At 71.1% G+C, this 21,083-nt stretch carries 25 protein-coding genes; 16 read left to right on the plus strand and 9 right to left on the minus strand.

Annotation, left to right across the window (positions count from 1 at the left end; genetic code table 11):
• The first annotated feature begins 6 nt into the window (after positions 1–6).
• Complete coding sequence (locus ACRAWB_RS02850) at positions 7–600, plus strand: hypothetical protein (RefSeq protein ID WP_431351969.1); 594 nt, start codon at positions 7–9, stop codon at positions 598–600.
• On the opposite strand, the gene ACRAWB_RS02855 is transcribed toward ACRAWB_RS02850, so the two are convergent.
• The 3 genes from ACRAWB_RS02855 to ACRAWB_RS02865 form a co-directional block, all read right to left on the minus strand.
• On the minus strand, positions 589–810 hold the full coding sequence (locus ACRAWB_RS02855; RefSeq protein WP_431351970.1) for a ketopantoate reductase C-terminal domain-containing protein: 222 nt from the start codon (positions 808–810) through the stop codon (positions 589–591). The genes ACRAWB_RS02850 and ACRAWB_RS02855 overlap by 12 nt on opposite strands.
• Before the next feature lie 11 nt (positions 811–821).
• On the minus strand, positions 822–1,589 hold the full coding sequence (locus ACRAWB_RS02860) for a ketopantoate reductase family protein (protein WP_431351971.1): 768 nt from the start codon (positions 1,587–1,589) through the stop codon (positions 822–824).
• 93 nt (positions 1,590–1,682) lie between these two features.
• The gene (locus tag ACRAWB_RS02865; RefSeq protein WP_431351972.1) at positions 1,683–3,173 is read right to left on the minus strand and encodes a DHA2 family efflux MFS transporter permease subunit; all 1,491 of its coding nucleotides are present in this window, start codon (positions 3,171–3,173) and stop codon (positions 1,683–1,685) included.
• A gap of 73 nt (positions 3,174–3,246) precedes the next feature.
• Here ACRAWB_RS02865 and ACRAWB_RS02870 point away from each other — a divergent pair, with 73 nt between their 5' ends.
• The 7 genes from ACRAWB_RS02870 (at position 3,247) to ACRAWB_RS02900 (ending at position 9,078) form a co-directional block, all read left to right on the plus strand.
• Positions 3,247–3,909 (plus strand): TetR/AcrR family transcriptional regulator, encoded by a 663-nt coding sequence (locus ACRAWB_RS02870; protein WP_431351973.1) that lies wholly within the window; start codon positions 3,247–3,249, stop codon positions 3,907–3,909.
• Entirely contained in the window at positions 3,906–4,817 is a 912-nt protein-coding gene (gene truB, locus ACRAWB_RS02875; protein WP_431351974.1) for a tRNA pseudouridine(55) synthase TruB, read from the plus strand. The genes ACRAWB_RS02870 and truB overlap by 4 nt, the downstream gene beginning before the upstream one ends.
• Positions 4,814–5,182: a hypothetical protein gene (locus ACRAWB_RS02880; protein ID WP_431351975.1), complete on the plus strand. Its 369-nt coding sequence runs from the start codon at positions 4,814–4,816 to the stop codon at positions 5,180–5,182. Before truB ends, ACRAWB_RS02880 begins: the two co-directional genes overlap by 4 nt.
• Before the next feature lie 39 nt (positions 5,183–5,221).
• Entirely contained in the window at positions 5,222–5,710 is a 489-nt protein-coding gene (locus ACRAWB_RS02885; protein WP_431351976.1) for a hypothetical protein, read from the plus strand.
• Positions 5,707–6,651 carry a bifunctional riboflavin kinase/FAD synthetase gene (locus ACRAWB_RS02890; protein ID WP_431351977.1) on the plus strand — a complete coding sequence of 315 codons (945 nt, stop codon included), beginning with the start codon at positions 5,707–5,709 and terminating at the stop codon, positions 6,649–6,651. Before ACRAWB_RS02885 ends, ACRAWB_RS02890 begins: the two co-directional genes overlap by 4 nt.
• Positions 6,651–7,871, plus strand: a complete 1,221-nt coding sequence (locus ACRAWB_RS02895; protein WP_431351978.1) for an MFS transporter — start codon at positions 6,651–6,653, stop codon at positions 7,869–7,871. Before ACRAWB_RS02890 ends, ACRAWB_RS02895 begins: the two co-directional genes overlap by 1 nt.
• A 73-nt stretch (positions 7,872–7,944) precedes the next feature.
• Positions 7,945–9,078 carry a hypothetical protein gene (locus ACRAWB_RS02900; protein ID WP_431351979.1) on the plus strand — a complete coding sequence of 378 codons (1,134 nt, stop codon included), beginning with the start codon at positions 7,945–7,947 and terminating at the stop codon, positions 9,076–9,078.
• A gap of 18 nt (positions 9,079–9,096) precedes the next feature.
• Here the strand turns inward: ACRAWB_RS02900 and ACRAWB_RS02905 are convergent, their stop codons facing one another.
• Entirely contained in the window at positions 9,097–10,059 is a 963-nt protein-coding gene (locus ACRAWB_RS02905; RefSeq protein WP_431351980.1) for an ROK family protein, read from the minus strand.
• A 91-nt stretch (positions 10,060–10,150) separates the two neighbouring features.
• Here ACRAWB_RS02905 and ACRAWB_RS02910 point away from each other — a divergent pair, with 91 nt between their 5' ends.
• The 5 genes from ACRAWB_RS02910 (at position 10,151) to ACRAWB_RS02930 (ending at position 15,297) form a co-directional block, all read left to right on the plus strand.
• Positions 10,151–11,134 (plus strand): sugar-binding transcriptional regulator, encoded by a 984-nt coding sequence (locus tag ACRAWB_RS02910; protein WP_431351981.1) that lies wholly within the window; start codon positions 10,151–10,153, stop codon positions 11,132–11,134.
• Positions 11,135–11,145: 11 nt separating this feature from the next.
• The gene (gene deoC, locus ACRAWB_RS02915; RefSeq protein WP_431351982.1) at positions 11,146–12,198 is read left to right on the plus strand and encodes a deoxyribose-phosphate aldolase; all 1,053 of its coding nucleotides are present in this window, start codon (positions 11,146–11,148) and stop codon (positions 12,196–12,198) included.
• 18 nt (positions 12,199–12,216) lie between these two features.
• On the plus strand, positions 12,217–13,713 hold the full coding sequence (locus tag ACRAWB_RS02920) for an aldehyde dehydrogenase family protein (protein WP_431351983.1): 1,497 nt from the start codon (positions 12,217–12,219) through the stop codon (positions 13,711–13,713).
• Positions 13,710–14,570, plus strand: a complete 861-nt coding sequence (locus tag ACRAWB_RS02925; RefSeq protein WP_431351984.1) for an aldehyde dehydrogenase family protein — start codon at positions 13,710–13,712, stop codon at positions 14,568–14,570. Before ACRAWB_RS02920 ends, ACRAWB_RS02925 begins: the two co-directional genes overlap by 4 nt.
• A gap of 247 nt (positions 14,571–14,817) precedes the next feature.
• Positions 14,818–15,297: a GDSL-type esterase/lipase family protein gene (locus ACRAWB_RS02930; protein ID WP_431351985.1), complete on the plus strand. Its 480-nt coding sequence runs from the start codon at positions 14,818–14,820 to the stop codon at positions 15,295–15,297.
• Positions 15,298–15,301: 4 nt separating this feature from the next.
• Here the strand turns inward: ACRAWB_RS02930 and ACRAWB_RS02935 are convergent, their stop codons facing one another.
• Genes ACRAWB_RS02935 through ACRAWB_RS02950 form a run of 4 tightly spaced genes read right to left on the minus strand, consistent with a single transcriptional unit; the run spans position 15,302 to position 17,448 of the window.
• Positions 15,302–15,973 carry a M20/M25/M40 family metallo-hydrolase gene (locus ACRAWB_RS02935; RefSeq protein ID WP_431351986.1) on the minus strand — a complete coding sequence of 224 codons (672 nt, stop codon included), beginning with the start codon at positions 15,971–15,973 and terminating at the stop codon, positions 15,302–15,304.
• Positions 15,970–16,638 carry a M20/M25/M40 family metallo-hydrolase gene (locus ACRAWB_RS02940; RefSeq protein WP_431351987.1) on the minus strand — a complete coding sequence of 223 codons (669 nt, stop codon included), beginning with the start codon at positions 16,636–16,638 and terminating at the stop codon, positions 15,970–15,972. The genes ACRAWB_RS02935 and ACRAWB_RS02940 overlap by 4 nt, the downstream gene beginning before the upstream one ends.
• A complete protein-coding gene (locus ACRAWB_RS02945; RefSeq protein WP_431351988.1) occupies positions 16,635–17,165 on the minus strand; it encodes an O-acetyl-ADP-ribose deacetylase in 531 nt (176 codons plus the stop codon). Before ACRAWB_RS02945 ends, ACRAWB_RS02940 begins: the two co-directional genes overlap by 4 nt.
• A 4-nt stretch (positions 17,166–17,169) precedes the next feature.
• Positions 17,170–17,448, minus strand: coding sequence for a metal-sensitive transcriptional regulator (locus ACRAWB_RS02950; RefSeq protein ID WP_431351989.1), 279 nt, complete (start codon positions 17,446–17,448; stop codon positions 17,170–17,172).
• 171 nt (positions 17,449–17,619) lie between these two features.
• Here ACRAWB_RS02950 and ACRAWB_RS02955 point away from each other — a divergent pair, with 171 nt between their 5' ends.
• The 3 genes from ACRAWB_RS02955 to ACRAWB_RS02965 all read left to right on the plus strand — a co-directional run bounded on the left by ACRAWB_RS02955 (position 17,620) and on the right by ACRAWB_RS02965 (position 20,853).
• Positions 17,620–18,048: an RbsD/FucU domain-containing protein gene (locus tag ACRAWB_RS02955; protein WP_431351990.1), complete on the plus strand. Its 429-nt coding sequence runs from the start codon at positions 17,620–17,622 to the stop codon at positions 18,046–18,048.
• A 131-nt stretch (positions 18,049–18,179) separates the two neighbouring features.
• On the plus strand, positions 18,180–18,524 hold the full coding sequence (locus ACRAWB_RS02960; protein WP_431351991.1) for a DUF6804 family protein: 345 nt from the start codon (positions 18,180–18,182) through the stop codon (positions 18,522–18,524).
• Between the two features lie 169 nt (positions 18,525–18,693).
• Positions 18,694–20,853, plus strand: coding sequence for a DEAD/DEAH box helicase (locus tag ACRAWB_RS02965; RefSeq protein WP_431351992.1), 2,160 nt, complete (start codon positions 18,694–18,696; stop codon positions 20,851–20,853).
• A 20-nt stretch (positions 20,854–20,873) separates the two neighbouring features.
• Here ACRAWB_RS02965 and ACRAWB_RS02970 read toward each other — a convergent pair whose 3' ends face one another.
• A complete protein-coding gene (locus ACRAWB_RS02970; protein WP_431351993.1) occupies positions 20,874–21,074 on the minus strand; it encodes a hypothetical protein in 201 nt (66 codons plus the stop codon).
• Positions 21,075–21,083 lie beyond the last annotated feature (9 nt).

Genomic DNA, 21,083 nt, shown 5'->3' on the forward strand with positions numbered 1-21,083 from the left:
CGTCGCATGATGCTCCCGCCGACGCCCCGCGTGCTGTTCCTGCGGGAGCTCGTGGCCGCCATCCGCCGGCAGGCGCCGGTCGGGAGGGTGGTCGTCGCGGTCGACGGCGGCCGGGTGGACGGCGGGTTCGCCGACGACCTCGCAGCGGTGTTCCGCGAAGCCGGGTCCGATACGTTCCGTGCGTCGATGTCGGGCTTCCATTCGTCGCGTGCCTACCGCACGCGACTCGGTCCCGAGACGCCGGAGAGCTACTACCGCGACGCCTACGACTACGTGACGCTCCGCCGCGTCCTCCTCGACCCGTTCCGCCTCGGCGGCAGCACGGGTTTCCAGCTCGCCGCGTTCGACGCGGTGCGCGACCAGCCGGTGGAGGCGCGCTGGCTGACGGCCGGGATGGACGCGGTGCTCGTTCTCGACGGTGTGTTCCTGCTGCGTCCCTCGTTGCGCGGCGAATGGAACGCCTCCATCCGGCTGGTGAGCGCGCCGCGCGACGAGCTCTACATCGAGGACGCGCATCCCGCCTCGCACGCCGACTACCTCGTGGATGACACCGAGCCGTCCCGTCCGGTGTGGGCGGCGCGGGGTGACTCAGCCCAGTAGGGGACGCATCCGCTCGGCGACCTGATCGGGGGTGAGGAAGCCGCCCCGCTCCACCTCGTGCACGAGGGCCGTGATCGCGGCATTGATGGGCGCCTCGACGCCCGCCGCGCGCGCCTCGTCGACGACCGCGCCGTTGAGGTAGTCGATCTCGGTCAGCTGGCCGCGGCGGATGCTCTGCAGCGTCGATCCGGGGTTCGGTGTGGCGCCCATCCGCCGCTTCATCAGCAGCGGCACCCCTGCGCGGCCCAGCGCGGCGCACGCGCGACGATACGGAGCAGGCGGTCGTCGAGGCCCTGGATGCTGCCGTAGCGGACGCCGCGGGCGTAGCCGACCCGCGTGGCCTCCTGCAGGCTCGCGGTGAGGATGGGCCGCAGCCGGCGGTCGCCGATGACCTCCTGGGCGCTCAGGCCGGTGATGGCGGGGAGGGCGTTGATCTGGTTGACGATGAGCTTCGTCCACTGGGCGCCCGTGAAGTTGTCGATCGCCTGCGCCGGCATCGCGGCATCGAGGGTGCGCGCGGCCTCCACGGCAGCGGGCGGCGGCGGGCCGTCGCCGGCCCCGAGGTAGGTGTTCGCCGGGGTGGTGACCGAGACCCGGCTGGGGGAGAGGTAGCTGGCGGCGTAGAGGGCCAGCGCGCCGACGCAGTCGGAGTCAGGCAGCAGCGCTTGCGCTTCGCGGAGGCCGGCGAGGCCGTTCTGGACGATCACCACCGGGATGCCCTCGAGCAGTGCGCGGTTCGCCTCGATCGCGGCCGCCGCATCCTGGGCCTTCGTGCAGACGAACGCAAGCTCGGGGCGGGTCTGCAGCGTCTCGGCGGCGGCGGGATGGGCGGTGTGCGTTCCCCACGCTCCGTCGAGCCGCAGGCCGTCGGCCCGGATGGCCGCCAGCTGCTCGCCGCGCGCGGTGACCTCGACGAGGTGGCCGACGCGATCCAGGAGTGCCGCGATGGTCCCGCCGATGGCCCCAGTCCCGATCACGCCGATACGCACGCGCTCAAGCCTAATCCGGCGAACGAGTGGGCCCGACACGCCGTTACGGTCGAGGCCGTAACAGCGTGTCGGGCCCAGTAGATGGGACGGGCGTCAGTCGGCGAGGACGGGCGCGGGCTCGGCGGTGGCGAGCGCGTCGACGGCGGCCTCGGCCGGCGACTCCTCGCGCTCGGCGAGGGCGGCGGCGGCCGCGCGGGCGGCGCGGCGGGACGGCAGCGCCAGTGCGATCACGGCGGCCAGCCCCAGGACGCCGGCGCCGACCCACACGGCCGGGATGGCCGCATCCACATAGCCAGTGGGGGTGAGCGTCCCGCCCGCCCCGGTGAACACGGCGGTCAGCACGGCCACGCCGAGCGCGACGCCGACCTCCCGCAGGGTCGAGTTCGTGCCGGACGCCTTGGCGTGGTCGGCGGGGCGCATGTTGGCCAGCACGGCGGTCGACGACGGCGCGAACACCAGGCCCATGCCGATGCCGGCGAGCAGGAAGGGCGGCCACATCTGCGAGTAGGGCAGCGTCGCCGAGAGGGTCAGCGCGATCCAGCCCATGGCGACCGCGAGCAGCACCAGGCCCGCGACGACCGGGAGGCGCGTCCCGGTCCGGCCCGACACCAGCCCGGTGAGCGGCGCGACCACCATCGGCGCCAGCGTCCACGGCATGGTCATCACGCCGGCCTCGAGCGGGGTGTGGCCCTGCACGACCTGGAGGAACTGGATGAGGATGAAGATCGCCCCGAAGATGCCGAAGCTGAAGGTGACGCCGACGAGGTTCGCGACCGTGAAGCTGCGGTCGCGGAACAGCCGCAGCGGCAGCAGGGGAGCGGTGGCGCGCGACTCCCACAGGACGAACGCGACCAGCAGCGCCGCCCCGGCGATCAGCGGGATGAGGACCTGCGCGCTGTCCCAGCCCGCGTCGTTGCCACGCACGATCGCGAAGACCACCCCCAGCACGCCCGGTGCGGCCAGGAGCAGTCCGACCACGTCGGCGCGGACGCGTGCGCCGAAGCTGTTCGGCAGGGCGGCGAGCACCAGCGGGACGGCGATCACGCCGAGCGGGACATTGAGCCAGAAGATCGCCTGCCAGTTCCATCCCTGCACCACGGCACCGCCGATCAGCGGGCCGAGGGCGACGCCGAGACCGGAGATGCCGCCCCAGATGCCGATGGCGGCCGGGCGGAGGCGTTCGCTGACGCTGCCGGCGAGCAGTGTCAGCGACAGCGGCATGAGTGCGGCCGCGCCCGCTCCCTGCACCGCGCGGGCGGCGATGAGCATCCACGGCTCGGTCGCGAGGGCGCTTGCGGCGCTTGCCAGCGTGAATACCGCGATGCCGGCCAGGAACACCGACCGCCGGCCGAGCCGGTCGCCGAGAGCGACGGCCATGAGCATGAGGGTCGCGAAGCTGAGGGTGTAAGCGTTGACCACCCACTGCAGCTCCTCGATGGAGGCGGTGAGGTCCTTCGCGATGACGGGCAGGGCGCTCGTGACGACGAGGTTGTCGAGCGTCGCCATGAACATCGGCAGGGACGCCGCGACGATCGCCAGCCAGACGGGGATGGAGCGGGTGCGCGGTGCGGCGGGTGCGGACATGCGGCGCCTCCTGTTGTTGTTATCGGATGATTACAAGAGCTGAGATTAGTAATCAACTGATAACCTGTCAAGCGTGACGGACAAGAACACCGAGCGGATCCCCTCCGCCGAGCGCCGCGTCCAGATCCTCGAGGCCGCCAGCCGGGTCTTCGGGGAGCGCGGCTACTTCGGCGCGACCACCGACCAGATCGCGCGTGAGGCCGGCATCAGCCAGCCCTACGTGGTGCGGATGTTCGGCAGCAAGGAGAACCTGTTCGTCGGCGTCCTCTCGCGCTCGCTGGAGCGGCTGCTCGTCGCCTTCACGGAGACGATCGCGCAGTGGAAGGCCGACGGGTCGCCCGCCGCTCCCGGCAGCGACATCGCCGCGATCATGCCGGGCGTCCACGGCGAGATCGGCCGCCGCCTCGGCCTCGCGTACGTCAACCTGATCGAGGACCGCGGCCTCCTGCTCTCGCTGATGCAGGCGTTCAGCATGGGGCAGGACCCGACCATCGGCGCGAAGGCGCGCGGCGGCTTCCTCACCATCTACCGGCTGCTGCGCGAGGAGGCCGGCTTCGAGCCGGAGGAGGCGCGCTCGTTCCTCGCCGAGGGGATGCTGCTGAACACCCTGCTGGGCCTGCGCCTGACGGACGATTACCAGAAGGACCCCGCCGCGACCGAGCTGATCGAGTGCACGTTCCGCACCAAGCTGCAGCTCGTCCTCGACGTGTCGGCCGACGAAGGCGTGCGCGCGTGACCGGCAGCGGACTCATCCTGATCGACAAGCCGGACGGGATGACGAGCCACGACGTCGTCGCCCGCGTGCGCAGGGCCGCAGGCACCCGCAAGGTCGGCCACGCGGGCACGCTCGACCCGATGGCGACCGGTCTGCTCATCGTCGGCGTCAACTCGTCCACGCGCCTGCTGACCTACATCGTCGGGGCCGACAAGGAGTATCTGGCCACCATCCGGCTCGGCGCCGGGTCCACCACCGACGACGCCGAGGGCGATCTGCTCGCGGAGGTCTCGCAGCACGCGCTGGATGCGGTGGCCGACGACGCGATCGCCGCAGGAATCGCTGCGCTCACCGGCGAGATCCAGCAGGTCCCGAGCGCCGTCTCGGCGATCAAGGTCGACGGCAAGCGCGCCTACGCCCGCGTCCGGGCGGGGGAGCAGGTCGAGCTCGCGCCGCGCGCCGTCACGGTGTCCGAGTTCGAGCTGCTGGCGACCCACCGGATCGACGGGGCGATCGACCTCGACGTCCGCGTCGTCTGCTCGTCGGGCACCTACATCCGCTCGCTCGCCCGCGATCTCGGCAGCTCGCTCGCCGTCGGCGGCCACCTCACCGCGCTGCGGCGCACCCGCGTCGGCGCCTTCCATGTGCGCGACGCCCACGACCTCGCTACGCTCGATGCGGAGGCCGCCCTCATCCCGGCAGTGGATGCGGCGACCGACCTGTTCGAACGGCTCGACCTCACCGAGCAGCAGGCGATCGACCTGACGCACGGGCGGCGCATCCACGTGGCCGACCGCGAAGGGCCGGGAGGCGAGCCCGTCGCCGCCGTCGCCCCGAACGGAGCGCTTGTGGGACTGATCGAGTTCCGCGGAAAGGAAGCCAGAACGCTCGTGAACTTCCCCACGGACGAGGCCGTCGGCCGCGCATGATCGAGTGGTTCACGACCGTGCAGGTCCTCGTGGCCTGCGCCGCGGGCATCCTGTGCCTGGTGCTCGGACTCATCGGGCGGCTTCCCGGCGACGTGTCGATGGGCGCCGTCGCGCTCGTCGAGCTGCTGCTGCTCGCGCAGCTGGTCATCGCGATCATCGCGCCCGCGGTCGGCAACAACCCCTCCGGCAGCCTCGCGGAGTTCTACATCTACCTCATCTCGGCGATCATCCTCCCGCTCGCCGGCGGGTTCTGGGCGCTGATCGAGCGCAACCGCTGGAGCACCGTGATCCTGGGCGGCGTCTGCCTCGCCATCGCCGTCATGGTCTATCGGATGGGGCAGATCTGGTTCGTGCAGGGCGCCTGACGGCCCCTGCCGGCTCCCGCGGCAAATAGAATCGAAGCGATGTCCCACCACACCACCTCCTCGCGCACGAATGCCGCTCCGTCGTCCCCGCGGCGCCGGATGTCGGGGGTCGGCCGGGTGCTCGTCTTCGTCTACGGCGTTCTCGCACTCGCCGCGACCGGGCGCAGCGTCTTCCAGATCATCGACCGCTACTCGGAGGCGCCGGTCGCCTTCACGCTGTCGGCGCTCGCCGCGGTCGTCTACATCGTCGCGACCATCGCTCTCATCGCCCCTGGGCGCGTCTGGTACCGCGTGGCCTGGATCACCATCAGCTTCGAGCTGGCCGGCGTGCTCATCATCGGCACGCTGAGCCTGTTCGCGCCCGCCGTCCTCGGCCTGCACGACATCGACCCGTTCGGGCGCGATGCGACCGTCTGGTCGGTGTACGGGATGGGGTACCTGTTCATCCCGCTCGTGCTGCCGGTGCTCGGGATGCTGTGGCTGCGCGGCCACAAGCCGGTCGAGGCCCCTGCCGAGGCGGCGTCGTGAGGGTCTTCCACGCGGTCGAGGAGGTCCCGGACGGCTGGGGGCCGTCAGCGGTCACGATCGGCAAGTTCGACGGCGTCCACACCGGGCACCGCGCGGTGATCGACCGCCTGCGCGCGGTCGCCGCCGAGCGCCGCCTGGTGTCGACGGTGATCACCTTCGACCGCAACCCGCTCGAGGTGCTGGCGCCCGAGAAGTGTCCGGCATCGCTCGTGAGCAACGCGCAGAAGCTCGACCTGCTCGCCTCGACCGGGGTGGATGCGACGCTCATGGTCCACTTCGATCAGGCGCTCGCCGGGCTGCCTCCCGAGGAGTTCGTCCACCGCATCCTGGTCGACCGCCTCCACGCTGCGGCGGTGCTGGTCGGGAGCGACTTCCGCTTCGGCGCGCGCGGCGCGGGCGATGTGGCCATGCTCCGCGAGCTGGGGGAGGCGTACGGGTTCGCGGTGGAGCTCATCGACGACGTGCGGCCCGAGCACGGCCGGCGCGTGTCGTCCACCTGGATCCGCGAACTGCTCGCCGACGGCGACGTCGACCACGCGACCGAGCTGCTGGGCTCGGCGCCGACCGTCCGCGGACTCGTGGTGCACGGCGCCGCGCGCGGACGCGAGCTGGGCTACCCGACGGCGAACCTGTCGCCGGAGTCGGAAGGGCTCATCCCGGCCGACGGCGTGTACGCGGGCTGGTTGACCGACGGGGGCGAGCGTTACCCGGCGGCCATCTCGGTCGGCAACAACCCGACCTTCGAGGGCGTGCCGCACAAGCAGGTCGAGGCCTACGTGCTCGACCGCGAGCTCGACCTGTACGACCACACGGTGGAGGTGTCGTTCGTGCACCGCATCCGGGGCATGGTCGCCTACACCGGCATCGAGCCGCTGATCGCGCAGATCGCCGACGACGTCGAGCAGGCGCGGCGCATCCTGGGCGCGGGCGAGCCGTCCTGATGGCGGATCCCGACTCGGCCGCGGGGGCGCGGCCGCTCTGGCACGGCCGCGCGATCGCGCTGGTCGGCATCCTGCTCGTCGCCGCGAACCTCCGGACCGCCGTCGCCGCGCTGTCGCCGATCTTCGCCGAGATCCGCACCGAGTTCGAGGTGTCGAGCATCGGCGTCGGGCTGCTCGGGATGCTCCCGCCGGTCTGCTTCGCGCTGTTCGGCCTGATCGCGCCGTCCTTCACCCGCAAGCTGAAGCTCGAAACGGTCGTCCTGCTCGCGCTCGGCGTCATCCTGCTCGGCCACCTGATCCGGGCCTCGGCGACGTCGTTCGCGGTGCTCGCGATCGGCTCGGCGGTGACCTTCGCGGGGATGGGCGTGGGCAACGTCCTGCTGCCGCCGCTCGTGAAGCGCTACTTCCCGGACCGCATCGGGCTCGTCACCTCGCTCTACGCGACGGTGATGTCGGTGTCGACCCTGCTGCCGCCGCTGGTCGCGGTGCCCGTGGCCGACGCCGCGGGCTGGCATGTCTCGGTGGGCATGTGGGCGCTGGTGAGCCTGCTCGCCATCCTGCCGTGGCTGCGCATCCTGATCACCCACCGGCCGGCGCATCCCGATCACGACGTCGACGTCGAGAAGGCGCAGCCGGCCATGGCGGGACGCGTCTGGCATTCGCCGCTCGCGTGGGCTCTGGCCGTCGTGTTCGCGGTGTCGAGCCTGAACGCGTACGCGATGTTCGCCTGGCTGCCGCAGATCCTGCACGACGTGGCGGGGGTCCCGCCGGCCGACGCGGGCGCGCTGCTCTCGGTGTATGCCGGGATGGGCATACCGGCCGGACTGCTCGTCCCGCTGCTCGCGGCGCGGATGCGGAACGTCGCCATCCTGATCTACGCCGGCGTCGCGTTCTTCGTGGTCGGGTATCTCGGGCTCATCCTCGCGCCGAGCGCTGCGACGTGGCTGTGGGTGGCGCTCGCCGGTCTCGGGCCGCTGCTGTTCCCGCTGTGCCTGGTGCTGATCAACGTGCGCACGCGGACGCACGCGGGCTCGGTCGCACTGAGCGGCTTCACGCAGGGCCTCGGGTACACGCTCGGCGCCCTCGGACCGCTCGCGGTCGGCGTGCTGCACCAACTGACCGGCTCGTGGACGCTGGCGCTCCTGGTCCTGACCGCGACCGTCCTCGCCGCCGCCATCGCCGGCGCCGTCGTCGCCCGTCCCCGCTACCTCGAGGACTGACCACCGGGATTCCCGCAGCCTCGATCGGCTCCTCCGGTTCTAGCCTGGGTGGGTTCGAGATCGGAGCGGGATCATGGGATGGACCACCAAGAACCTGACGACGAGCACACCGGGGACTCGCCTCGCCGTCTACCAGCCCACTGCGTGGCTCTTCGCGCAGTTCACCCGTCACGTCGTGTTCCAGGGGTTCGACTTCACGAACGGCGACGACGGGCAGCTCTATGAACTGTACTGCAGTGCCAGCGACGACTGGCACGTCAAGGACCTCGTGTCGGAGGCGGGAGGCGCAGCGGCGGCCACCAACGCGAACGGCTACATCTGGGCGCACCAAGGGTCGCAGCACGTGGTCTACCAAGGGCGCCAGTTCGACGGGCACGTGCATGAGCTCTGGTACACGAGCGACGACGGCTGGAACGCCAACGACCTCACGAACGCCGCCGGGGCGCCCCTCACCCTCGGTCAGCCGTCCGGTTACGAGACGTACTACGACGGGTCGCAGCGGGTCGTCTACCAGGGGCGCGACCTTCATGTGCACGAGCTGCGGAACTCCGGGGACGGCTGGCACCACCTCGACCTGACGGCCGCGGCGGGTGCGCCGAACGCCGCGCCGACGTCCGCGCCGGTCGGCTACTCCTTCGAGGATCAGCACACGGCGCACGTCCTGGTGCACACGGAGGCGGACTCGGGAAAAGGGCACATCATCGAGTACTGGTCGGATGGCTCCTCCTGGCGTTGGGCGGACCTCACGGCCACGGTCGGTGCGCCCCCGATCTCGCCCTGCGAGAGCATCCACGGGTACGTCTTCCGCGGGGAGGGGACGCAGCACATCGACTACGTCGGCGTCGACGGCCATGTCCACGAGCTGTGGTGGTACTACCCCTCCGGCTGGCACCACAACGACCTGACCAACGCGTCCCGAACCAGCACTCTCGCGCTCGCGGGATCGAGCCCGACGGGCTACGCCTTCGAGTCCGGGCGGCTCCAGCCGGACGCGACCCAGCACGTCTGGTACGCGGGGACCGACTCGCTGCTCCACGAGCTCTGGTACGGCTCAGGCGTGTGGCACTTCAACGACGTCGCGGCGGCCGTCGGCGCGCCACCGGTGGTCGGCGACGCCGCGGCGTTCGTCGAAGTGGACGACGGGACGCAGAACGTCTTCTATCTCAGCGACGCGCACCAGATCATCGAGCTGCGCTGGCGTCCCTGAGCCTCCGAAGCCCGGCGGCTAGGGGAGCAGGTGCGACCGGTGGATGAGGGCGGCGGCGCCGACGAGCGGGCCCTCGGACGATAGGCCGGACGGGACGATGCGGACCTTGCGCACGAACGGGAAGTAGTGCTCGGCGATCACGGCGCGCATATGGTCGAACAGGTCAGGCGTCGAGTGCGAGAAGCCGCCGCCGATGGCGACCAGCTCCAGGTCGAGCAGTGCGGTCGCGGAGGCGATCGCGTGGCCGACCGCGCGGCCGGTGCGTGCGATGGCCTCGTGCGCGATCGGGTCGCCCGCCGCGTACGCCGCCGCCAGCTCCTCACCGGTCGTGCCTTCGAAACCCTGGTGCCGCGCCCACGCGACGGTGTGCGGGCCGGAGGCCATCGCCTCCAGCGCGAACGGGCTGCCGAACGTGTCCTCACCGCGGATGTCGCCGACCTCCACGTGGCCGATGTGCCCGGCGTTGCCGGTCGGGCCGGTGATCACGCGGCCGCCGACGATGAGGCCTCCGCCGATCCCGGTCGAGATGACCATCCCCATCACGTTCTCGACGCCCTGCGCGGCGCCCACCCAGTGCTCCGCCATGGTGATCGCGACGCCGTCCATCTCCAGGGTGACCGGCACGTCGAGGCCGAGCTCGGTCGCGACGCGCGAGACGAAGTCGCGCATGGGGTAGTCGCGCCAGTGCGGCACGTTGAGCGGCGAGACGAGCCCCTTCTGGCGGTCGATCGGACCGGCGCTGCCGATGCCGACACCGACGATCCGGCCGCCCTCGGGCAGGGCCGCGAACGCGGCGCGCACGACGCCGCCGACGGACTCCTCGAGCTCCGGGACCGTCGCGTTGCGCCCGGTCGGACGGCGGTGGCGCGAGCCCTCGACCAGGCGCCCGTCGGTGTCGACGAGGGCCGCCTCCACCTTCGTGCCGCCGAAGTCGACGGCGAGGGCGAACAGAGAGGAGCTGGGCTGGAGGTCCGTGGGCACGACTAAACGATAGACGAGACGAGCCGTGCTCATTTGAGCACCTACCACGCACATGTTGCTCACGTGCGCGGACGCTTCCTAAGCTTGAGGGGTGGCCCTGAACGATTCCGACGAGATCCTCGCCGTCAAAGCCGCAGAGCTCTACTACGAGGCCGGCAAGACGCAGGATGAGATCGGCGTCGCCCTCAACGTCTCCCGCTGGAAGGTGGGCCGACTCCTCGTCGCCGCCCGCGAGCACGGGTTCGTGCGCATCGAGATCGTGCACCCGAGCGCCCGCCGCTTCTCGCTGGAGCGCGAGCTGTGCGGCTTCTACGGGATCGATGACGCGGTGGTCGTCCCCGCCGCGGAGTCCGACGCCGAGGTGCAAGGCCGGGTCGCGCAGGCGGCCGCCGACTACCTGACCACGCTGCGTCCGGTCCCGCGCACCCTCGGCGTGAGCTGGGGCCGCACGCTGCACGCCGTCGCGGCGCGCCTGCGACCGGGCTGGGCCGTCGGCGTCAACCCGGTGCAGATCAACGGCAGTGTCTCCTCGACCCGCCAGGCCACCGCCGCTGCCGACACCGCCGTCGTCATCGCGCGCAAGGCGCAGGGCACCGCAACGCTGCTGCCCAGTCCCGCCATCTTCGAGCACGCCGCCACCCGCCGGGCGATCGAGGCCGACCGCTCGGTGCAGAGCGTGCTCGATCTCGCCCGCAACGCGAGCGCCTACCTGTTCAGCGCCGGCGTCGTCGACACCAGCTCGGTGCACGTCGACTCCGGTTACCTCTCGGTGGAGGATGTCGCCCGACTCGCCGAGAAGGGCGCCGTCGGCGATGTCGTCGGCCGCTTCATCACCGACGACGGCCAGGTCGCCGATCCTGAGCTCGACTCGCGCACGCTGGGACTCAGCCTCGACGAGCTCCGCTCGGCGCGCACATCCATCGCCGTCATCGCCGGGGAGGCGAAGCACCGGGTCGCGCACGCCGTCGTGGCGAGCGGCCTGTGCACGACACTCATCACCGACGAGGCGACCGCCAACGATCTGCTCGGCCGTACCGCGCCGAGCGCCACGGCCGACCAGGTCGCGGCACAGTAATGGAGGACCACATGACCATCGAGACCACGCCGCCCGTGCGCACGCTGGCGCCGGCGGCCCGCGCCGTCGAGGTGCTGGGCGGCGACCTCACCGAGGGGTCGCTGCGGCGCTACCTGGGCGGTATCCCGGGGGTGGACGCGGTCGGGCTGGAGCAGCGCGCTGCCGGCCTCGGCACGCGCTCGATCAAGACCACGAGCAAGAAGTGGGCCCTCGACACGATCATCGAGCTGATCGACCTCACCACGCTCGAGGGTGCGGACACGCCCGGCAAAGTGCGCTCGCTCGTCGCCAAGGCGCTCACGCCCGACCCGTCGGACCTGACGGCCCCGCGTCCCGCCGCCGTCTGCGTGTACGGCGACATGGTTCCGTACGCGGTGGAGGCGCTGGGCGCATCCCACGCCGGTGCCGTGCGCCGGGCCGGCGCCAACGCCGATGGGCACAGTGGCGGCATCAACGTCGCCGCTGTCGCCACCGCCTTCCCGAGCGGACGTGCGTCCCTCAAGGTCAAGCTGGCCGACACGGCGGACGCGGTGGCCGCGGGCGCCGACGAGATCGACATGGTCATCGACCGCGGCGCCTTCCTCTCCGGACGCTACGGCCAGGTCTTCGACGAGATCGTCGCCGTCAAGGAGGCCTGCCGCCGCGAGGACGGCACCTACGCCCACCTCAAGGTGATACTCGAGACCGGCGAGCTGAACACGTACGACAACGTGCGTCGCGCGTCCTGGCTCAGCATCCTGGCCGGCGGCGACTTCATCAAGACCTCGACCGGCAAGGTGGCGCCCGCCGCGACCCTGCCCGTCACGCTGCTGATGCTGGAGGTCGTGCGCGACTGGCATCGGCTCACCGGCGAGGAGATCGGCGTCAAGCCGGCCGGTGGTATCCGCTCTTCGAAGGACGCCATCAAGTACCTGGTCACCGTCGCGGAGACCGTCGGCGAGCGCTGGCTGCAGCCGCACCTGTTCCGGTTCGGCGCGTCCAGCCTCCTCAACGACGTGCTGCTGCAGCGCCAGAAGCTGACGACCGGGCACTACTCCGGCGCCGACTACGTGACGATCGACTGACCCGAAACGAGAACTGACATGAGCTTCCTCGAATACGCCCCGGCTCCCGAGTCGCGGTCGATCCTGAACCTGCGCGACGAGTACGGCCTGTTCATCGACGGCGAGTTCGTCGCCGGCCACGGCACGCCGTTCCAGACCATCTCCCCGGCCACGGAGGAGCGCCTGGCGACCATCGCGACTGCCGACGCCTCCGACGTGGACACCGCCGTCGCCGCCGCCCGCCGCGCCTACGACCGCGTCTGGTCGCGGATGAGCGGCAGCGACCGGGGCAAGTACCTGTTCCGCATCGCCCGCCTCATCCAGGAGCGCTCGCGCGAGCTCGCCGTGGCCGAAAGCCTCGACAACGGCAAGCCGATCAAGGAGAGCCGGGATGTGGACGTCCCGCTCGTCGCCGCCTGGTTCTTCTACTACGCGGGATGGGCGGACAAGCTCGAGCACGCCGGCCTCGGCCCCGCGCCGCGCGCCCTCGGTGTCGCGGCTCAGGTCATCCCGTGGAATTTCCCGCTGCTGATGCTCGCGTGGAAGATCGCCCCGGCGCTGGCCGCCGGCAACACGGTCGTGCTGAAGCCGGCCGAGACCACCCCGCTCACCGCTCTGCTGTTCGCGGAGATCGTGCAGCAGGCCGACCTGCCCGCCGGCGTCGTCAACATCGTCACCGGCGCGGGGGAGACCGGCCGCGAGCTGGTCGCGCACCCCGACGTGAACAAGGTCGCCTTCACCGGCTCGACCGCCGTCGGACGCGAGATCGCCCGCACGGTCGCCGGCACCTCCAAGAAGCTGACGCTGGAGCTCGGCGGCAAGGCCGCCAACATCGTCTTCGACGACGCGCCCATCGACCAGGCGATCGAGGGCATCGTCAACGGCATCTTCTTCAACCAGGGCCACGTCTGCTGTGCGGGCAGCCGTCTCCTGGTGCAGGAGAGCATCCACGACGAGGTCGTCGACCGGTTGAAGCGCCGCCTCTCGACGCTGCGCCTCGGCGACCCGCTCGACAAGAACACCGACATCGGCGCGATCAACTCGGCCGAGCAGCTGCAGCGCATCCGCGAGCTCTCCGACATCGGCGAGGCCGAGGGCGCCGACCGCTGGACGGCCGACTGCGCCATCCCGGAGAACGGCTTCTGGTTCGCGCCGACGATCTTCGACAACGTCTCCACCAGCCACCGGATCGCCCGGGAGGAGATCTTCGGCCCGGTGCTGTCCGTGCTGACCTTCCGCACCCCGGCGGAGGCGATCGCCAAGGCGAACAACACGCCGTACGGCCTGTCGGCCGGTATCTGGTCCGACAAGGGGAGCCGCATCCTCGCCGTCGCCGACCAGCTGCGCGCAGGGGTCGTGTGGGCGAACACCTTCAACCGCTTCGACCCGGCCAGCCCCTTCGGCGGGTACAAGGAGTCGGGTTACGGCCGCGAGGGCGGCCGCCACGGTCTCGGCGCCTACCTGGTGCCGGGCCGCTCGCTGCCCGCCGCGGCCTCTATCCCCGCCCGCCTCGCTCGCAAGGGAGCATCCAAGTGACCCGGCTCGCCGTCCCCAAGACCTACAAGCTCTACATCGGCGGGAAGTTCCCGCGCAGCGAGTCCGGCCGCACTTACGAGGTCGTCTCGGCCAAGGGCGCGTTCCTCGCGAATGCCGCCAAGGCGTCGCGCAAGGACGCCCGGGATGCGGTGGTCGCCGCTCGCGCCGCCGTCTCCGGATGGTCGGGTGCCACCGCGTACAACCGCGGCCAGGTGCTCTACCGCATCGCCGAGCTGCTGGAAGGGCGTCGCGCGCAGTTCGTGGATGAGATCCAGCAGGCCGAGGGCGTCTCCGCCGCGGCAGCGACGGCCCAGGTGGACGAGGCGATCGACCGCTGGGTCTGGTACGCGGGATGGGCGGACAAGTTCGCGCAGGTCGCGGGCAACGCCAACCCGGTCGCCGGCCCGTACTTCAACATCTCGGTGCCCGAGCCGACCGGTGTCGTCGCGATCGTCGCGCCGCAGGACTCGAGCCTCGTCGGCTTCGTCAGCGCGGTCGCGCCGGCGCTCGTCGCGGGGAACACCGTCGTCGTGATCGCGAGCGAGCGGTTCCCGCTCTCGGCGATCAGCCTGAGCGAGGTGCTGGCGACGAGCGACGTCCCGGGCGGCGTGGTCAACATCCTGACCGGCTCCCCGGCCGAGATCGCGCCGTGGCTGGCGTCGCACGCCGACGTCAACGCGCTCGACCTCGTCGGCGCCGGCGAGCTGGAGTGGATCGACCTGCAGATCGCGGCGGCCGACACGCTCAAGCGCGTGCTCACCCCCGAGAACGGCCCGGACGCCGCGGCCCCGTCGCTCGACCGCATCGCGTTCTTCACCGAGACCAAGACGGTCTGGCACACCAAGTCGCTGCTCTGACCTCCGCAGATTCGTGCCGAATGTGCGCTATCCGTCACGAAGAGCGCACATTCGGCACGAACATCGGCGCGGTGGGCGTTCCTTCCGCTTCCCAAGCTTGTGAGGGAGGATGGAGGGGACGAGACGGAGGCGCCATGGGGGATGACTGGAGACCGGAGCACGGAGAGCTGGCCCTCGTCGGCGACAGCCTGACGCAGGGGGCGACTGGGATGCGCTGCTGCCGGGTGAGGCGGTCCGCAACTTCGGGATGGCGGGTGACACGACCGACGACGTCATCGCGCGCCTCGGCGACGTGATCGACGCGCGGCCCGCGACGGTCGCCCTGCTCGTCGGGACCAACGACCTGGCCTGGCGCCGGTCGGTCGAGCACGTCGTGCGCAACATCGAGACCATGCTGGTGACGCTGCGGCGGGAGCTGCCCGACTCCCGCATCCTGGTCCAGTCGGTGATGCCGCGCGGGCACGAGTTCGCCGATCAGATCCGCGACATCAACCGCCACCTCTGGCAGTTCGCGCCGAGCGCGCACGCCGGTTGGCTCGACCTCTGGCCTGCCCTGGCTCTGGAGGACGGCGAGCTGAATCCCGCCTACACCGAGGACCGACTCCACCTGAACGCCGAGGGCTACCGCGTCTGGGCCGGCGAGCTCGCGCCGGCGCTGGAGCGCATCCGCGAGCTCCCGCCGAACTCCCGCGCGATCACCCTGCCGTACCTCGGCGGAGACTCCTGAAGGCTCAGGAGGCGCGGAGCAGGCCCTCGTAGACGGCGATGCCGCGCAGCCAGGTGGCGACGCGGATGCGCTCGTCGCGGGCGTGCAGGGCGGCGCGCTCGTCCGCGCTCAGCTCGAACGGCGTGAACCGGTACACAGCCTCGCAGATGCCGGTGAAGTGCCGGCTGTCGCTCGCCCCGAGCATGATGTACGGCGTCACCACCGCGTCCGGGTGCACAGCCGCGATCGCGGCGGCCAGCCGGTCCCACTGCGGTCCGTCCGAGGGGGACACCGGCGACGGCTCGCTCGCATCCACCGCCTCCACGCGCACGGCGTCGTCGCGGATCGCCTTGCGCAGGTGGTCCAGCGTCTCGGCGACCGACGAGCCGACCGCGATCCGGACGTTGACGATGGCCTCGGCGGTCTCGGGCAGCGCGTTCGCGGCCAGGCTGCCGCGCAGCTGAGTGACCGCGGTCGTGGTGCGGACGATCGCCCGCGTCTCGTCGCTCAGCCGCCCGAACACGGTCCGCAGCACCGGCTGCAGGCGGCGCGCACGCGTGAAAACCGACCGCAGCGGTCCGGTCGCGTGCGCGCCCAGCGTCTCGACCATCCGCAGGTTCGTCTCGGTCAGCCGCGCCGGGAACGGCCGTGCGTTCAGCCGGGTGATCGCCCGCGCCAGCCGCACGGTCGCCGTCATGGCCGGGGAGTGGATGCGTGCCCGCCCTGCTGCTCGACGGTGAGCCGCACGCTGGTGATGCCCTTCTCGCTGACGCCGACCACCGCGATGGGCTTCGCGACGCCGGGGAAGATGCCCTCGACGACCGCGCCGCCCTCGTCGAGCACGAGGGCGGGCCGGACCCCGCGCTCGGCGAGCACCGCGGCGATTCCGCGTGCGCCCGAGCCGACAGTCTCCTCGTCGTGCCCGAAGCTGAGGTAGACGTCGTCGGCCGGCCGGAAGCCCGACCGCACCAGCGCCTCCACCGCCTCGAGGATGGCGACCACCGCGCCTTTGTCGTCGATCGCCCCGCGCCCCCACAGCAGCCGCTGCTGGCCGTCGCCGGTGAGCGTCGCGGAGAACGGGGGATGCGTCCATCCCTCGTCGGTGGCGGGGACGACGTCGTAGTGGGCCATCAGCACGGTCGGCGCGCCCGATCCCCCACCGCGCCAGCGGTACAGCAGCGAATGCCCGTGCCGCTCGCGTTCGAGCGTGGCGTGCAGCGCCGGATACAGCCCCGGCAGCGCGTCCACGAAGCGGTCGAACGCCTCCCAGTCGGTCTCCTCGACAGCGTTGCGCGACATCGTCGGGATGTGCAGCAGCGTCCGGAAGCGCTCCAGCGCCTCCGCGGCGTCGGCGCCCGTCACTCGCCGGCCGCTTCGCGGAAGGCGTCGAAGGCCTCGTCGTTGAACAGCACGAACCGCACGTGCTCGACCGACCCGACGCCCGACGACAGCACCGCCCGGACCGTGCTGATCGCGATGCGCGCCGCGTCGTCCATCGGCCAGCCGTAGATGCCGGCCGAGACCGCGGGGAACGCGACCGTGCGCGCGCCGAGCTCGCGTGCGACCCGCAGCGACGAGCGGTAAGCGTTCTGCAGCAGCGGGGTGCGGTCCTCGCGGGACGACCACACCGGTCCGACCGTGTGGATGACCCACTTGGCCGCGAGGTCGCCCGCCGTCGTGGCGACGGCCTGGCCGGTCGGCAGCCCGTCGGGCAGCGTCGTCGCGCGCAGCTCCTTCGTCGCGTCAAGGATGCGTGGGCCGCCGCGGCGGTGGATGGCGCCGTCGACGCCGCCCCCGCCGAGCAGCGAGCTGTTGGCGGCGTTCACGATCGCGTCCACGGTCTCGTCGGTGATGTCGCCGCGGACGATGCGGATCAGCTCCTCGGCCATCCCGTCAGCCCCGGTTGTTCGAGAGCTCGTAGATCTTCAGCAGCTCGACGATCGCGTCGTCCGCCGCGGAGCCGCCCTCCTCGAACGCCTCGGTGACGTGGGTGCGGAGGTGGTTCTCCACCAGCAGCCGGTTGAGCGACCCGAGCGACTTCTGGATTGCGAGCGACTGCGTGATGATGTCGATGCAGTAGTCCTCGTTCTCGATCATCTTCTCGAGCCCCCGGAGCTGGCCCTCGAGGATGCGCGTCCGGTGCAGCGCGCGCTTCTTGATGTCCGCGATCATCCCCTCAGGATATGCCCGCGGGCGGCATACCCCAGAGGGGTAGTTCGATGGTCGTCGAGCGAACGTTCCGCAAGCAGCATCCCCCGAACGGGGGATACGTGCGGACATACAGCTGGGTCTATCCTCCAGGGAGGGGTTGAGAAATATTCGTTTAACAGGAAAGGCCCGACTTTGCTGAAGAACCTCAGCCCACTGCTGTCCGGCGCGCTCTTGAGCGCTCTCGACGCCATGACAGATGGCGAGACGCTGACCCTCGTGGGCAGCGGCTATCCCGAAGACCGGATCACGTCGCCCGTCGTCCACCTCGGGGACGACGTCACCACGGAGGCCGCCGCCGAGGCGATCCTCTCCGTGTTCCCGCTCGATCAGGACGACGCCTCCCCGATCGTGTTCCTCGACCTCGCCGACGAGCCCTACGACGTACCCGACGTCGCGTTCGCGGTGAACGGGATCGCGTCGGACGCCGAACTCCGTCGGGTATCGATGACCCGCCTCGAGCTCGAACCGTTCCTCGAGCTCGCGTGCGACTCCGCCGTCACGGTCCGCGTCGGCTCCGACGCACCGCCGTGCGCCTTCCTCCTCCGCCGGGGAGTCCTCTGACCGGCCGCCTGCAACACAGCACCCGCACCACCACGTCGCCCGTCCGGGCCGGAGAGGACGTCTCCGATACCCGGGCGGGCGCACCATGTCCGGGCCGCCGATCGCACCCGGGCCGCGTAGAGTGGGATGCCGTGTCCCGTCCCCATACGCCGCAGCAGCCCGCCTTCAACCGGGCGGCGCTCGCACCCGGGATGCTCGGAGCGCTGATTCTCCTGTTCGGCCTGGCGCTTCCCGGTGACTGGTACCTCTACGTCCGGTACGCGGTCAGCATCCTCGCGCTCATCCTCTGCGTCTTCGCCGGACAGGCCGGACGCTGGTGGTGGCTGGCGGGCCTCATCCCGATCGCCGTGCTGTGGAACCCGGTCTGGCCGATCACCGCGGTGGCGGGCGCGCTGCCGCTGCTGAGCCTCGCCGCGGCGGCCGTCTTCATCGTCGCCGCGCTCACCATCAAGATCCCCGCCGACACTCGTCGCTGAACGGCTCCGCAGCCGGTAGAATGGATGTTGCGCGACCGTCCTGTGTCGCGCTCCCGGCGTCACCGCGTCGAGCCCGGACCACTCGGTTCCCGAAGCTCGCCGCCCCGCCGGCCTCATGACCACTGGCGTCGTGCCCGCAGTCCGCGCACGGCGCCTCCACTGGAGGACCATGTCTCGTTCCGGTCAGCGCACCAGCCCGACCAGGCCGCAGCAGCGGAAGAACCGGCACGCCAACAACGACGGGCTCATCCCCGTGCTCGCCCGCAAGGTACGCGAGGTCGAGGCGAAGGCGGCCGACGGCAAGAAGCTCGGGCCGACCAACCGCACCAAGTTCCAGGTGATCGCCTTCCTCATGCGCGAGGAGCGCGCACGCGCCAAGGCCGACCCGGAGCTGAGCGACGCCGCCCGCGCCGAGCAGTTGAAGCGGCTCGACGGCATCGCCACCATCCTCGCCAAGACGGCCGCGCGCGACACGTCGCTCATCTCCCTGCTCGAGAGCGAGACCGCGTCCAGCGCCACCGCGCAGAAGATGCGGCGCGACTGGCTGCTCGAGTCGGGCACCGAGCTGTCGCCGGACGACCTCATCATCACGATCGAGCGTCCTGCTCCCAAGCAGGACAGCGTCATCCCGCCGGAGCTGGCGGAGAAGCAGGTCGTGCCGCCGTCGGTGAAGGCGCGCCAGCTGTCCAACCCGTTCCTCGCGCCCGACCTCTCCCGGCTCACGCCCGCGGCGCCCACCCCGCGCCGCCGCCTGGACTCGTGGGAACTGCTGGGCCCGCTGTTCAAGTCGTTCGAGTACGGAGCGGGCGGCCAGGCGGCCAGCATGGAGCTGCCACCGGCGCCGCTCATCGACCGCTACTCGCCCAACGGCCTGGAGCTGATGCACCACCAGTCGCGGTTCATCGAGAGCGTGCGCCAGGGCCACCGCTCCTTCCTGCTCGCCGACGAGCCGGGCCTCGGCAAGACCGCGCAGTCGGTGCTGGCCGCCTCCGTCGCGGGGGCCTACCCGCTGCTCGCCGTGGTGCCGAACGTCGTCAAGATGAACTGGGCGCGCGAGGTCGAGCAGTGGACGCCGCACCGCCGCGCCACCGTCATCCACGGCGACGGCGAGGGCCTGGACGCGTTCGCCGACGTCGTCATCGTCAACTACGAGGTCCTGGATCGGCACCTCTCCTGGCTGAGCACGCTCGGCTTCAAGGGGATGGTCGTCGACGAGGCCCACTTCATCAAGAACCTGCACTCGCAGCGCTCACGCCTCGTGCTCGGGCTGGCTGACGCCATCCGTCACTCCACGCCCGACCCGCTGATGATCGCGCTGACCGGTACGCCGCTCATCAACGACATCGACGACTTCAAGGCGATCTGGCAGTTCCTCGGCTGGATCGACGGCAACAAGCCGACCGCGCAGCTCATGGAGCACCTGGAGGAGACCGGGCTGACCCCGGCCGACTTCGGCTTCTACGCCGCCGCGCGCGAGTCCGTCATCGACATGGGCATCGTCCGCCGCCGCAAGATCGACGTGGCCGCCGACCTGCCGAGCCGCCGCGTCGTCGACCTGCCGGTCGAGCTGGACGACGAGCTCGGCCGCTCCATCCGCCAGGCCGAGAAGGAGCTCGCGGCGCGACTCGTCGCGAAGTTCCACCGTGCCGCGGCCGCCGGTCGCCCCGACTCGTTCGAGGGCGACGACGAGGCGCACCGCCGCCACCTCATCCGCCTCGTCGCGCAGTCGGAGCTGGAGGAGTCGAAGTCGGCGAAGACCGGCGACAACGTCTTCACGATGGTCCGCAAGATCGGCCAGGCGAAGGCCGGGCTGGCCTCCGACTACACCGCGCAGCTGGCGCGTTCGGTCGGCAAGGTGGTCTTCTTCGCCAAGCACATCGACGTGATGGATGCGGCGGAGGAGGCCTTCGCGGCCCGCGACCTGAAGACGATCTCGATCCGCGGCGACCAGTCCGCCCTGGCGCGTCAGAAGGAGATCGACGCGTTCAACAACGACCCCGAGGTCGCGGTCGCGGTGTGCTCGCTGACTGCCGCGGGCGTCGGCCTCAACCTGCAGGCCGCGTCCAACGTGGTGCTCGCCGAGCTGTCGTGGACCGCCGCCGAGCAGACGCAGGCGATCGACCGCGTCCACCGCATCGGCCAGGAGGAGCCGGTCACCGCGTGGCGGATCATCGCCGCGCAGACCATCGACTCCAAGATCGCGGAGCTGATCGACGCCAAGCAGGGACTCGCGGCGCGGGCCCTCGACGGCAGCGACGTCGAGGTCGGCTCGGCCGACTCCGTGCAGCTCGACGCCCTCATCCACCTCCTGGAGGACGCGCTGGCGTAGCCCGACGGCCGACGCCGCGGTCAGGCGATCTCGGCGTCGTCAGGGTCGAGCGGAACCGGACGGTCGTCGTCGGGGAGCAGTTCGTCGTCCTCGTCGTCGACCACCGGGATGTCCTCGGGGTCGTGCACGACGGGCTCCGGCTCGTAGTCGGTCTCCTGGGCCTCGCGGAAGTCGTCGAGGTCGTCGTCTTCGCTGTAATCACGTCCTTTGGGGTCGCTCATGCCCCGAGG

Source organism: Leifsonia poae, assembly GCF_050632865.1.
In the GTDB taxonomy this organism is placed as follows: domain Bacteria; phylum Actinomycetota; class Actinomycetes; order Actinomycetales; family Microbacteriaceae; genus Leifsonia; species Leifsonia poae_B.

What these genes read in the sequence shown, in the direction of transcription:
- ACRAWB_RS02880 (WP_431351975.1), top strand. Translation starts at nt 4,814, where the DNA reads ATGATCGAGTGGTTCACGACCGTGCAGGTCCTCGTGGCCTGCGCCGCG.
- ACRAWB_RS02970 (WP_431351993.1), bottom strand. Translation starts at nt 21,074, where the DNA reads ATGAGCGACCCCAAAGGACGTGATTACAGCGAAGACGACGACCTCGAC.
- ACRAWB_RS02850 (WP_431351969.1), top strand. Translation starts at nt 7, where the DNA reads ATGATGCTCCCGCCGACGCCCCGCGTGCTGTTCCTGCGGGAGCTCGTG.
- deoC (WP_431351982.1), top strand. Translation starts at nt 11,146, where the DNA reads ATGACCATCGAGACCACGCCGCCCGTGCGCACGCTGGCGCCGGCGGCC.
- ACRAWB_RS02920 (WP_431351983.1), top strand. Translation starts at nt 12,217, where the DNA reads ATGAGCTTCCTCGAATACGCCCCGGCTCCCGAGTCGCGGTCGATCCTG.
- ACRAWB_RS02950 (WP_431351989.1), bottom strand. Translation starts at nt 17,448, where the DNA reads ATGATCGCGGACATCAAGAAGCGCGCGCTGCACCGGACGCGCATCCTC.
- ACRAWB_RS02865 (WP_431351972.1), bottom strand. Translation starts at nt 3,173, where the DNA reads ATGTCCGCACCCGCCGCACCGCGCACCCGCTCCATCCCCGTCTGGCTG.
- ACRAWB_RS02895 (WP_431351978.1), top strand. Translation starts at nt 6,651, where the DNA reads ATGGCGGATCCCGACTCGGCCGCGGGGGCGCGGCCGCTCTGGCACGGC.
- ACRAWB_RS02945 (WP_431351988.1), bottom strand. Translation starts at nt 17,165, where the DNA reads ATGGCCGAGGAGCTGATCCGCATCGTCCGCGGCGACATCACCGACGAG.
- ACRAWB_RS02855 (WP_431351970.1), bottom strand. Translation starts at nt 810, where the DNA reads ATGGGCGCCACACCGAACCCCGGATCGACGCTGCAGAGCATCCGCCGC.
- ACRAWB_RS02965 (WP_431351992.1), top strand. Translation starts at nt 18,694, where the DNA reads ATGTCTCGTTCCGGTCAGCGCACCAGCCCGACCAGGCCGCAGCAGCGG.
- ACRAWB_RS02930 (WP_431351985.1), top strand. Translation starts at nt 14,818, where the DNA reads ATGGCGGGTGACACGACCGACGACGTCATCGCGCGCCTCGGCGACGTG.
- ACRAWB_RS02900 (WP_431351979.1), top strand. Translation starts at nt 7,945, where the DNA reads ATGGGATGGACCACCAAGAACCTGACGACGAGCACACCGGGGACTCGC.
- ACRAWB_RS02885 (WP_431351976.1), top strand. Translation starts at nt 5,222, where the DNA reads ATGTCCCACCACACCACCTCCTCGCGCACGAATGCCGCTCCGTCGTCC.
- ACRAWB_RS02935 (WP_431351986.1), bottom strand. Translation starts at nt 15,973, where the DNA reads ATGACGGCGACCGTGCGGCTGGCGCGGGCGATCACCCGGCTGAACGCA.